A 12,580-nucleotide genomic window follows, 5' to 3' on the forward strand; every position below is an offset into this window, starting at 1 on the left:
TAGAGTTGAGAACAGAACTATTGAATATATTAAATATCGAAAAATTCCTTCGATTCTTGCCATTAGTCAATACTATATACGATGGCTACAGGCTCTTTATCTTTAGGCAATTTTTCTGCATCTGGTTTAAATTCAACCTCTTTAGTTTCCTCGATTGCTCCAAGAGGGTAAGTAGCATTACTTGTAATACCTACGAAACAAGAGTCCAGGCAAGAAATACAGCCAGTGTTAAAATCTTTAGAGTTTTGAAGGTTTCCAGAAAATTTCATATCTATCTTTTTTCCGTTGGAGTCTACAATGGCATCGTTGACATCGGTTCCGTTTTCATTACCTGCCCAATATAAGGTCACTTTTAATGGCATTCCTTCTGTTAAAGTTTTTGAAGCATTATCGGGTGTCATGTTATCTCCAGGTTTGGCTCCTATATCTTCAAGAGCTTTATGAAAGTCTTCTGGAGAAACATAAGATGAGAAAACAGACATATCAGCTAATTTTCCCTTGTTATAAATAACCAAATGTCTTGTAGGTTCAGTTAAGAATTTTCCGTTAAAAGTAGTATAAAGAGTTACAGTCTTCTTTTCCTTGTCTACTGCTAAAGGACTACTTTCAGAAACCCCCTGCATAGGTGAAGCCTCACTATCGGTGCCCTTATTATTGCCTTTAGCACAACCTGTTACCATTAAACATGCAATTACAAATACCAATAATAATTTTTTTAAATTGTTCATAAAATGATCCTCCTTTTTTCTTTCTATCTTCATTGTACTACTTAGAGATTCATTGTAAAGAAAAATAAGCCGAATCCTTCGACTAAAGGACTCGACTTAGATTTTTTATGTTTTCATAATAGATATTCAACATTGGCTTTAAAATTATTTCTCAGCTCTTCTCCAACCTGCCTTTTGAGCTTCTCTTTCGGTCTTAAACCATCTTTCTCCCTTACTAGGGTTTATTCTAGTTCTATCATAGGCGTTTTGTCCAGGAACATGATATATTTTTTCTCCCTTTGTTGAAATATTTCCCTTTATCAAACCATTTCCGTTCTTATCAACCCAAAGCTTGTCTAGGTCCATTGGAACTCCAGTTTCAGTTGGTCTTTGACCATCGGTAGGCTTAGTAGGTTCTTCCGTAGGGATTATTGTAGGAGGAGTATATGGCTTACCGTCTACTAACTCTTTAAATACGGAATCTGGAACTGAGCCTTCACCACCGATAATTACAATTTTTTCGATTTCATTTTTGTCAAGATATCTACTTAAATCTTCTGATACATGTTTACCTCTATTTAAGATAATAGGGGCTTTTAAAACTTTAGATGCAGAAACTGCAGCAAGAGCATCTGGGTAATCATCTCCATTTACAACGATTAGAGCATTTGGTTTAATACCTAGGTAATCTTCGTAGTTGTTGGCGATTTCTAAAGATGTCTTTACCCTATCAGTACCCTTAAATCTCTTGATAACTTCGCCTTTATAGTCCACAGACCCCTCTCCACCGATTATATAATTAGGCTTCATATCCTTTTCATGAGGTAGTAACAAAGTGGTCTTAGTCTTTTCATTGCCAAATTGTCCAATAAATGGAGCTGAGGCAAGGGCATCTGGATATTCGAATCCATTTACAGCAGCAGTATGGTAATCTTCTGTTTTAGCTAAAGCTAGCCTTTCTTTACCTATGGCCTTAGCCGTTTCAAATCTATTTTTACCAAATAGTCTAGTTACAGAAGCTAAGGTCTTTAATTCATCTTCTACAGCTTTAGTAACGGTGCCCTTACCGCCAAGTAAGTAAATCTTCTTTGCTTGAAGTCTTTTGATTTCGCTTTTAACCTCTTTTGTCAAAGTGGCACTATTAGTCAAAAGCAAAGGAGCATCAATTTGAGAAGATAGAGTTCCACCGACTAGAGCATCAGCAAAGCCTTCTCCCGAAGCCACCAATACGGTGTCGCTCTTTTCATAATATGTCTTTGATACATTGACAGCGGTTTGGTATCTACTTGAACCATAAATTCTTGAAACTTGTGCTTCAGGTTTAGCATAGGAAATATTAAAACTGCTTAGAACCAAAGAAGCACCTAAAACAAATCCGAAAAATCTCTTTTTCATTTCAACCCTCCAAAAATTATATTTATTACATTGTAACACAAAATACTTAAAAATTTAAATACAAAAACACTTTAATATAGATTTATTAAGAAATTTAAAAAGTTTTTGTTTTCGCTTAAGAAGTTAATAGGTTGAAGTTTGAAATTTGGATGGATTGACAAATTAAAAAAGACAAATTAAATTCTTAAAAAACACTTAAAATTCTTGTAAGATTGATGTACAATTAAGGTAAAGCACAAAGGAGGTTATTTTGAAGACGAAAATTAAAGATGTACTCATTGTAGGATTTGCATTGTTTGCAATATTCTTTGGAGCAGGAAATTTGATATTTCCGCCCTATTTAGGAGTTTTTTCAGGAAGTGGATTTAAAAAATCCATGGTAGGATTTCTACTTACAGACCCAGTTTTGCCAATCTTAGGTGTTATAGTAACGGCAAAACTAGGAGGTAGAGCAGAGGATCTTGGAAAGAGGGTTGGAGGAACTTTTGCCAAGGTATTGGGAACCGTTACCATACTTACTATCGGCCCATTCTTTGCAATCCCTAGAACTGCAGCAACAACTCATGAAGTCTTTGTAAGTAAGGTGTTTCCAGGAGTTCCTCACTGGGTGACGGCAATCGTATTCTTCTCCTTGACCACACTATTTGTAATGAACGAGTCAGGGGTAATCGATAAGATTGGAAAGTATCTTACACCAGGGCTAATAGTGATTTTAGGACTAATAATAATAAAATGTATTATTAATCCCATAGGAGAGATGGCTCCGCCAGCAGAAGACACCGTATTCTTAAAGGGTTTTGTAGAAGGGTACCAGACGATGGATGCCTTAGGCGCTGCAATGATGACTGGCATTGTAGTATCTGATCTAATGAGAAGGGGATACATAGACAATAGAGAAAGACTTAAGATGACCATGGGAGTTGGGCTTGTATCATTTATATTGCTTGCCCTAATCTATGGGGGGTTAACCTATGTAGGAGCAACCGCTTCAAAAATATATACAATTCAAGATACTAGAGTGGAGATACTTTTGGGAACAGTGCATCATGTACTTGGAAATCTAGGAACCATTTTAATAGGGGTGGCAGTATCCTTAGCGTGCTTGACAACGTCAGTAGGACTTACTGCAATATGTGGTGATTTCTTTTCAACTATGACAAGGGATAAAATAAAGTATAAACCTATAGTGGTGATGTGTGTTATACTTTCTGGAGCCTTTTCCCTATTTGGAGTAGAAGGACTTATAAAGGCAGCAGGGCCAATTCTTACTACGATCTATCCTATAATAATCGTGCTTATATTTTTAGGGATGATCGAAGAATATATAAAATATGACCTGACCTACAAAGGAGCAGTAATTGCAACATTTATAGTAAGCTTTATCCAAAGTCTAAACTCAACTTTTAACATACTAGAAGGACCTATGGGACTCATAGAAAAATTGCCACTAAAAAATGTGGGTTTCGAGTGGTTTTTACCAGCGCTGATAACGGCGATAATATTTACAGTGATTGCTAAAGTGATTTCGCAATCAAATAATAAATCAGAACAAATTAGTTAATAGATTGTTGAAAATGTAGAATTTGTAGTTATAAAGCTCAAGAAAAACTTAGCCTGAAATTACAAAGTTAGTTTTTCTAATCATTATAAAATTTCTGAAAAACAAAAAAGTTCTAAAGCTCTGAGTGCCCGACAACGGAGTGTTTGAAGGAAAGCTTACAGCTTTCCTACTGCTTTTTAAGCAGGGTTTTCAGGGACGGCCAGTCCCTGAATTTATGGAGGGTCCCGCACTCATCCTAAAATTAAAGAGTTGGTTCTTTTTAATTATTGTAGATAATATTGAAAAATAAAACTTTGTGGAGCTGAGTGCCCGATTAAAAAAGGGTTGGGTTTTAAAGGGAAGGGAAATGGAACCATCAAATAGGTTACCGATTCCCTTCCCTTTATTTTGAAGTAGAAAAAGTTTATAAATAAAAATTTCTCAAAATTCATAAACTTAAAAAAACATTACAAAAGGTTTTAGGAAAGCTTACAGCTTTCCTACTACTTGTTTGGAATTGTATAAAAAATGTTATTCAAATTAAATTTGTGGGTAAAACTTGTGATAAAGAGAAAATAATTAAAAATTTTAATCCAAGGAACAAAGGAGATTTAGAATGACTAATAATAGAATGCCAGTGGTATTTGTAGGACATGGAAGTCCAATGCTTGCTCTAGACAATAATCAAATTACTAAAGAGATAGCTGAAGTAGGACATAAAATCGTTGAAAACTTTGGAAAACCAAAGGGGATTTTGGCAATCAGTGCCCATTGGTATAAAGGAGAAACCTATATTCAAGAGACGGAAGAGCCAAGACAAATCTATGATATGTATGGATTTCCAAAGGAGCTCTATGAAGTTAAATATCCAGTAAAAGGAAATTTAGAATTGTCTAAAAAAGTGCAAGAACTTTTAGGTGATAGGGTGTCGGTGGATAATAGTTGGGGGATTGACCATGGTACATGGACGGTATTGACACATATGTTTCCCAATGCAGATGTGCCCGTTGTACAACTTTCCGTTAATTCAAAACTATCTTCAGAGGAAATATTTTCAATTGGGAAGTCAATTGTACCCCTTAGAAACGAAGGATATTTGATAGTAGCAAGTGGGAACATTGTCCATAATCTAAGACTGATAGAATGGGAGAACCCTGATGGAACACCTATGGCATATGAATTCAATAACTACATTATAGATGCGTTAAAAAGACATGATGACGATTTAGTAATCCACTATAAAAAACATGATAATTATAGATATTCAATCCCAACAAAAGATCATTACTTGCCGCTTATATATGCACTTGGTGCTGCAGACGGAGATAAAGTAGAAGTCTTTAACAACACCTGTAACTTAGGAACTATGGCGATGACAGGGTTTATATTTAATGAGAGGTGAGATATGAGAAGTGAGAGATGAGAGTTGGGATGTGATCAAGCACTCAAACATGAGTGCTCGACTTAATGAGAGGTGAGAGATGAGAGGTGGGATGTGAGAAGTAGGAAGTGCCCCGCACTCATCCTAAAATTAAAGAGTTGGTTCTTTTTAATTATTGTAGATAATATTGAAAAATAAAACTTTGTGGAGCTGAGTGCCCGATTAAAAAAGGGTTGGGTTTTAAAGGGAAGGGAAATGGAACCATCAAATAGGTTACCGATTCCCTTCCCTTTATTTTGAAGTAGAAAAGGTTTATTAATAAATGTTTTTAAAAGTTCATAAACTTTGAAAAAATATTACAAAAGGTAATAGGAAAGCTGATCGCTTTCCTAACCCTCAATTCTTAGCAACAACTGCCCCGACTCTACCATATCTTTTTCTTTTACTGCAATGGTTTCAACTTTTCCTGTCATAGGAGAAAGTATATCCGTTTCCATTTTCATGGCTTCTATTATCATCAGTGGCTGTCCTTCTTTTACTGTTTCTCCTTCTTCTACAAGGATTTTTATTATATTTCCAGGAATACTTGCGCCAATTTCCCTGTCATCATTAGGATCGGCTTTTTGGATAAAGTTATTATCCAAGGTCTTTTTGCTATGTTTATCAAAAACTTTTATTACCCGTCTATTTCCATTTACTTCAAATGCCAATGAGACATTTCCCTCTTCGTCTGCTTCCGACATATCCACCAGCTTTATTATTAGCGTCTTACCTTCTCCAAGTTTTACTTCTCTTGTTTGCCCTAGGTTTATTCCATGGAAGAAAACTTTGGATTCCATATGGGAAAGGTCACCATTAGTCCTTTTATTTTCTAAATATTCTTCAAAGACTTTAGGATAGAGGGCATAGGCCAGTAGGTCCTCCTCTGTTGGCTCGAAGTTGTACTTATCTTTTAGATATTTCCTGTCTTTATCAAAGTCTTCCGGTTCTAAAAGTTCACCAGGCCTTACAGTAATAGGCTCTTCCCCCTTTAGAACGAGTTTTTGTAATCTTTCAGGAAAACCTCCTACAGGTTGTCCCATCATTCCTTTAAAGTAGGTTACCACAGAATCTGGATAGTCTAAAAACTTACCTTTTTCATAGATATTTTCTGGGGTTAGGTCGTTTTGAACCATAAATATGGCAAAGTCTCCCACCATTTTTGAAGATGGTGTTACTTTAATTATATCTCCCACCATTTTATTCACTTCTCTATACATATCTTTAACTTCTTTGAATCTGTGTCCAAGGCCAAAGGATTCCACTTGTGGCTTAAAGTTGGAGTATTGTCCGCCAGGTATCTCATATTTATATATTTCGGTGGACCCGGATTTTAAATCCGATTCAAAGTTTCCATATACTGGACGAACACCTTCCCAGTACTTAGAGATCTCCTCTGCATAGTCTAAGTTTATATTGGTTGACCTTCTAGTGTTTTCCAACGCTGCTGCAACGGAGTTTAACGCAGGCTGACTGGTAAGTCCACTCATGGAGTTAAATGCCGTATCGATTATATCCACTCCGGCTTCTGTTGCTGCAAGTACTGTAGCCACGCCATTTCCAGTTGTGTCGTGGGTGTGTAGGTGAATAGGAAGGGAAATTTCCTCTTTTAAAGCCTTGATGAGCTTGCGTCCAGCGTAGGGCTTTAAAAGTCCGGACATATCCTTTATCCCTATGATATGGGCGCCACTTTTCTCCAATTCCTTCGCCATATCTATATAGTATTTTAAGCTATATTTATCCCTCTTTTCATCGAGGATATCGCCAGTATAACACATTGTACCTTCAAGAACCTTTCCTTCTTCCAACACGCAGTCCATGGCATAGCGCATTCCTTCAATCCAGTTTAAAGAGTCGAAAACTCTGAATATATCTATTCCTTCACTTGCGCTTTTATGAATAAATCTCTTTACAACATTGTCGGGATAGTTCTTATATCCTACAGTATTATTTCCCCTTAGAAGCATCTGTAGTAAGATATTAGGCACCTTTTTTCGTAAAATACGAAGTCTCTCCCAAGGATCCTCCTGTAAAAACCTATAGGAAACATCAAAGGTTGCCCCTCCCCACATCTCCAAAGAAAATAAATCGTTCATATATCTAGAAACAGCAGGGGCGATTTTTTCCATATCCACAGTTCTAACCCTTGTAGCCAGTAGTGATTGGTGGGCGTCTCTAAAGGTGGTGTCGGTTAAGAGTACCTTTTGTTGCCCCTTTATCCACTTTAACAATCCAGGTATCTTTTCAAGAGTTAGGATTTGTTTTGTTCCTGATTCAAAGGCGGTATGTTCCAAGTGGGAATAGTCTGAAACCGTATCGAAGTTTTTATTTATCCTATTCTTATTATTCACTACGATATCGCCAATAAAACGAAGTACCTTCAACTCCTTGTCACTTCTAGGCATGATATCGAAGAGTTGAGGGTTATGTTCTATAAATCCGGTGTTGGTCTTTCCCTCTATAAAGGCTTCCGAATTTAACACGTTTAATAAAAAGGCAATATTGGTCTTAACTCCGCTGACCTTTAATTCGCCTAAGGCTCTCTTAGCCTTATTTATAGTGTCCTTAAAAGTTCTAGAGGAGGTTGTAACCTTTACCAATAAGCTGTCGTAGTAGGGGGTTACAATTGATCCAACATAGGCATTACCCACGTCAAGACGAACGCCAAAACCAGATCCAGAGCGGTAAACGTCAATCATTCCAGTATCTGGTGCGAAGTTATTTGCAGGGTCTTCTGTAGTAACTCTACATTGAATTGCATAACCCTTTAAAGAAATATCTTCTTGAGAAGCTATTCCTATTAGCTCATCCTTCAAAGTATGGCCCTGGGCAATAAGAATTTGAGCTTGAACCAGGTCTATCCCTGTAACCATTTCCGTTACTGTGTGTTCAACTTGGATTCTAGGGTTTACCTCTATGAAGTAATGACTTCCATCTTCATCAACTAAAAATTCAACTGTCCCTGCATTGTAATAGTTGACGGATTTAGCAATTTTAACTGCGTCATCACAGATTTTCTTTCTAATTTCTGGACTTATGGAAAAGGCGGGACTATACTCAATCAGCTTTTGGTGACGCCTTTGAATGGAGCAGTCCCTTTCATATAGATGTACGATATTGCCTTTTTTATCCCCTAGAATTTGCACTTCGATATGCTTAGGTTTATTTAAATACTTTTCAATGAACATATCGTCAATTCCAAAGGCCTTTTTCGCCTCGGATTGAGCAGATCTAAAGGCGGGGATTAGTTCATCTTCACTATGGACAATCCTCATACCTCGGCCTCCACCTCCAGCAGCTGCCTTTATCATCACAGGATATCCTGCCTCTTTAGCAAAGGTTACTGCGTCCTGTTTTGTTCTGATAGGCTTGTCCACACCAGGTATGGTTGGAACATTCGCTTTTTTAGCCGCAATCTTAGACTTTATTTTATCGCCTAGAGTATCCAACACTTCATAGCTTGGACCTATAAAGATGATGCCGTTTTCTTTACATCTTCTTGCAAATTCTTTATTTTCTGATAGAAAGCCATATCCAGGATGGATTGCATCTACACCCTTTTTCTTGGCTAGACTGATTATTTCATTCATATCTAAATAGGCTTCTACAGGAGTCTTCCCAAGGCCTATTTGGTAGGATTCATCTGCTTTTGTTCTAAATAGCGCTGTATTATCTTCTTCTGAATAGATGGCAACAGATTTTATTCCAAGCTCTGAACAGGCACGGAATATCCTTACGGCGATTTCGCCTCGGTTTGCCACCAATATCTTTTTAATAGTTCCTGACATAATAGCTCCTTTCCACAACCATTTCAGTTGATTATATCACACTTTTATTAAAAATTTGATAAGATAGAAGAGTAATAAAATAGTTTTGGAGGATAAAATGAAAAAAACACTTCGCCTAATTTTAATTACGATTTTAATATTAATATTAGGTGGCTGTAAAACAAGAGAAGACAATGTTACCGTAAGACAACTTGAAGTTGGAGTAAAAAGCACAGAAAGTTTAGATAAAGAGAATAGTACAAATAATTTAGAAACGAAACCAAAAGTTGAAACTAGAGAAGACGTGGAAATTACCCTTGGAGTAACTGGGGATATAATGTATCATCCATGGACTTTTTATAGAAATGTAGATTCCCAAGGAAATTACGACTTTTCTTTCTTTTATGAAAAGGTTCGAAAGCTTACTGAAGAATTCGACTTAATGGCGGGAAACTATGAGACCACTTCGACGCCAAAGAGAAAGATGGAGGGGTATCCACTTTTCAATACACCTGCAAATTCCATCAAACAACTAAAGGAGTCAGGATTTGACATTTTGACGACTGCTAACAATCACTGTTTGGACTCTAGGGCTGAAGGGATTTCTGACACCATCGACGCACTAGATGCCCATGGCATTTATACCACTGGGACTTTTAAGGACGATAATAGACAGTATCTAATAGTGGAGGAGCAGGGAATTAAAATAGGAATCCTTGCCTATAGTCAAATGTTTAATGGGATGGAAGGCGCCTTAGCACAGGAACAAAGGGATATGATAAATCCCATGACAGAGGATTTGATGAAGAATGATGTTAAGGCCTTAAAAGAAAATGTCGACTTTCTTATTGTCTTTCCCCACTGGGGCGAGGAATATTCCTTCAACCCAACTGAATTTCAAAGAAATATGGGAAAAAATTTACTAAATTGGGGTGCTGATATTGTAATGGGAAGTCATCCCCATGTAATTCAACCCATAGAAGAAGTTGATGTTGATGGTGAAAAGAAATTTATTTTTTATTCCATGGGAAATTCCGTTTCTGGACAAAGGCAGGAATACAATGGCTTAAAGGAAGTGGAGGCAGGACTTATTGCAGGCCTTAAATTAAAGAAGAGTTTTAAAGAGAATAAAACGACTTTAGAACAATTGGACATCCATCCCACATGGGTTATGATCGATAAGACCGACGGAAAGACCAAGGCAAAGGTAACTTTAATAGAGGATTATAAAGAGGGAGGAGAACTTTACAACCTAGTATCTCCCGATGTTAGAAATAGAGTATTGGGAATAGGAAATAGATCCATCGAAATTCTTGAATCCATGGGATACGTTACAGGACTGAAAGGAAATATATGATTTTTATTAACAACTTAAAAATAGGATTAGATGAGCCAGAGGCGCTTTTAAGAGAAAAGATAAAACAAAAATTAAGGATAAAGTACGACGACTTTAATTATAAAATCTATAGAAAATCCATAGATGCCAGAAAGAAGGATAGGATACAATTTGTTTATTCTGTAATTGTGGACATAGAACTTTCAAAAAAGAGACTTTCTAAATATAATCCAGGAGATGTAAGAGAATACAAGGAAGAAAAGATAAATTTTGAAATCAATCGCAAAAAGACGAAGCGTCCAGTGGTAGTAGGATTTGGTCCAAGTGGTATATTTGCTGCATTGACCCTAGCCAAGGCGGGATTTAATCCCATTGTGATTGAAAGAGGGCAAGATGTGGACCAGAGGACTAAGACCGTAGATGAATTTTGGGAAAATGGAAACTTAAACACCAACTCCAATGTACAATTTGGCGAAGGAGGTGCAGGAGCTTTTTCTGATGGAAAACTTACCTGCAGATCCCAAGATCCTATGATTAGGGAGGTTTTGAAGGTCTTTATTGAACATGGAGCCCCTGAGGAGATAGGGATTTTGCAAAAGCCTCATATTGGTACCGATATTTTAAAAGAAGTGATAAAGTCCATAAGAAAAGAGATTATATCCTTAGGAGGACAGGTTCATTTTAACACCACCATGGAGGATATAGTCTTAGAGGATGGGAAGGTAAAAAAACTTATTACCAATAGGGGAGAAATAGAAGCGGACTCTGTGTTTTTAGCCTTAGGGCATAGTTCTAGGGACAGTTTTCAAACTCTTCATAAGAAGGGTCTTTCAATGGAGTCTAAGCCCTTTGCAGTTGGATTTAGAATAGAACATCCTCAACAGCTTATCAATAGGGCCCAATATGGAGAAAATTATGATAATAAAAGACTTCCCCAAGGTGAATATCAGCTGACCTATAGGTCTACATCCGGGAGGGGAGTTTACACCTTTTGCATGTGTCCTGGCGGGAGAGTTATTGCAGCCTCTTCGGAGGAAAATAGACTTTGTATAAACGGTATGAGTTACCATAGCAGAAGCCTAGAAAATGCCAATTCAGCAATTATTGCAAATATAAATGAAAAAGATTATGGACAGGGTGTTTTGGCTGGAATGATGTACCAAGAGAAAATAGAGGAAAGGGCATTTAAATTAGGGGGTTCTAATTACCATGCTCCTGTTCAGTTAATAGGAGACTATATAGACAATAGAGTATCCACTGAATTTAAAAGAGTCTTTCCAAGCTACAAACCGGGAACTGTCTTTAGAGATTTAAATGAAATCTACTCCAAGTCCATAAATGACTCCATAAAGGAAGCTATTATAAATCTTAATAGAAAACTTGATGGATTTTCCTTGGAAGATGGAATTTTGACGGGAGTTGAAACTAGGACATCATCTCCTATAAGAATATTGAGAGATAAGGAAAGTTATGAGTCCTGCAACTTTAAAGGAGTCTACCCACTGGGAGAAGGTGCCGGATATGCAGGAGGAATAATGAGTTCTTCTGTGGATGGTATAAAGGGTGCCATAGCTTTTTTGGCAGGTTATAATGAGTAGGTATAAACTACTTTGCTGTGACATGGACGAATGTATCCTAAATGCTCAAGATGAGATTTCTCCTAAGGATATAGAGGCAATAAACTATATCCTTGATAGTGGGATTAACTTTGTATTTGCCTCTGGAAGAAATATTAGTTCCATGTATCGACATATTGAAAGTCTTGGAACTAAAAAAAGGGGAGAGTTTGCGATTACCCAAAATGGTTCATGTGTCTTTGATATAAAAAGAGACAGAATATTATTTAAATCCATTTTTGAAAGGGAGATTGCTGAGGAGATCTTGAATTATGGAATGAAAAAGCATCTAACAATGGAGATATTTACCTCCTATAGAGTCTTTATATACAATATGGACCAACAGCATGAGGAAGATTTTTTAGCAAGGAAAATTCCCTTTATCAAAGTGTCTGAAGATGATTTTTTAAGTCTGATTAAAGAGGGAATATGTAAAATAAATTATGTTTCTGATTCCCTAAAGATTTTAAATGAATTTAAAGAAGATTTATATAGGGTATTGAGGGATGATATTCATTACACCTTTTCTTCGGGAAAGTATTTGGATATGACCTGTCGAGGAATAGATAAATCCACGGGGATTGAAGTTTTGACTACTAAACTTGGTATAGACAGATCTGAGGTTATAGCCCTTGGAGACAATTACAATGACTTGGAAATGATTAAATATGCCAAGGTTGGCATAGCTGTGAACAATGCGGTAAGTGAACTGAAAGAAGTGGCTGACATAGTTTTAGATTCTAGCCATTGGGAAAGTCCAATAGTTGAAATTGTTGAAAGATTAAGCCTATAATATATC

The 12,580-nt window shown here is 36.8% G+C and carries 8 protein-coding genes; 5 read left to right on the plus strand and 3 right to left on the minus strand.

Annotated elements, in window-relative coordinates:
• Positions 1–62 precede the first annotated feature (62 nt).
• Together Q1K37_RS01800 and Q1K37_RS01805 are read right to left on the minus strand one after the other, a co-directional pair.
• The gene (locus Q1K37_RS01800) at positions 63–728 is read right to left on the minus strand and encodes a YdjY domain-containing protein (RefSeq protein WP_300408791.1); all 666 of its coding nucleotides are present in this window, start codon (positions 726–728) and stop codon (positions 63–65) included.
• Positions 729–872: 144 nt separating this feature from the next.
• Positions 873–2,102: a cell wall-binding repeat-containing protein gene (locus tag Q1K37_RS01805; protein ID WP_300408792.1), complete on the minus strand. Its 1,230-nt coding sequence runs from the start codon at positions 2,100–2,102 to the stop codon at positions 873–875.
• A gap of 250 nt (positions 2,103–2,352) precedes the next feature.
• Here Q1K37_RS01805 and brnQ point away from each other — a divergent pair, with 250 nt between their 5' ends.
• On the plus strand, positions 2,353–3,663 hold the full coding sequence (gene brnQ / locus Q1K37_RS01810) for a branched-chain amino acid transport system II carrier protein (RefSeq protein WP_300408799.1): 1,311 nt from the start codon (positions 2,353–2,355) through the stop codon (positions 3,661–3,663).
• A gap of 595 nt (positions 3,664–4,258) precedes the next feature.
• Positions 4,259–5,044: a 4,5-DOPA dioxygenase extradiol gene (gene ygiD / locus Q1K37_RS01815; protein ID WP_300408801.1), complete on the plus strand. Its 786-nt coding sequence runs from the start codon at positions 4,259–4,261 to the stop codon at positions 5,042–5,044.
• A 368-nt stretch (positions 5,045–5,412) separates the two neighbouring features.
• Here ygiD and Q1K37_RS01820 read toward each other — a convergent pair whose 3' ends face one another.
• Positions 5,413–8,850: a pyruvate carboxylase gene (locus Q1K37_RS01820; RefSeq protein WP_300408803.1), complete on the minus strand. Its 3,438-nt coding sequence runs from the start codon at positions 8,848–8,850 to the stop codon at positions 5,413–5,415.
• 97 nt (positions 8,851–8,947) lie between these two features.
• On the opposite strand from Q1K37_RS01820, the gene Q1K37_RS01825 reads away from it, so the two are divergent.
• From Q1K37_RS01825 to Q1K37_RS01835, 3 genes are read left to right on the plus strand one after another with little or no spacing between them, the layout of a single operon-like run.
• Entirely contained in the window at positions 8,948–10,186 is a 1,239-nt protein-coding gene (locus Q1K37_RS01825; RefSeq protein WP_300408805.1) for a CapA family protein, read from the plus strand.
• A complete protein-coding gene (locus Q1K37_RS01830; RefSeq protein WP_300408807.1) occupies positions 10,183–11,763 on the plus strand; it encodes an FAD-dependent protein in 1,581 nt (526 codons plus the stop codon). The genes Q1K37_RS01825 and Q1K37_RS01830 overlap by 4 nt, the downstream gene beginning before the upstream one ends.
• Positions 11,756–12,574, plus strand: coding sequence for a Cof-type HAD-IIB family hydrolase (locus Q1K37_RS01835; RefSeq protein ID WP_300408809.1), 819 nt, complete (start codon positions 11,756–11,758; stop codon positions 12,572–12,574). The genes Q1K37_RS01830 and Q1K37_RS01835 overlap by 8 nt, the downstream gene beginning before the upstream one ends.
• Positions 12,575–12,580: the final 6 nt, after the last annotated feature.

The organism is Lagierella sp. (assembly GCF_029983815.1).
GTDB lineage: Bacteria > Bacillota > Clostridia > Tissierellales > Peptoniphilaceae > Mediannikoviicoccus.

Excerpts from the sequence above, each read along its gene's own strand:
- Q1K37_RS01820 (WP_300408803.1), bottom strand. The coding sequence starts at position 8,850 with ATGTCAGGAACTATTAAAAAGATATTGGTGGCAAACCGAGGCGAAATC.
- Q1K37_RS01830 (WP_300408807.1), top strand. The coding sequence starts at position 10,183 with ATGATTTTTATTAACAACTTAAAAATAGGATTAGATGAGCCAGAGGCG.
- Q1K37_RS01805 (WP_300408792.1), bottom strand. The coding sequence starts at position 2,102 with ATGAAAAAGAGATTTTTCGGATTTGTTTTAGGTGCTTCTTTGGTTCTA.
- Q1K37_RS01800 (WP_300408791.1), bottom strand. The coding sequence starts at position 728 with ATGAACAATTTAAAAAAATTATTATTGGTATTTGTAATTGCATGTTTA.
- ygiD (WP_300408801.1), top strand. The coding sequence starts at position 4,259 with ATGACTAATAATAGAATGCCAGTGGTATTTGTAGGACATGGAAGTCCA.
- Q1K37_RS01825 (WP_300408805.1), top strand. The coding sequence starts at position 8,948 with ATGAAAAAAACACTTCGCCTAATTTTAATTACGATTTTAATATTAATA.
- Q1K37_RS01835 (WP_300408809.1), top strand. The coding sequence starts at position 11,756 with ATGAGTAGGTATAAACTACTTTGCTGTGACATGGACGAATGTATCCTA.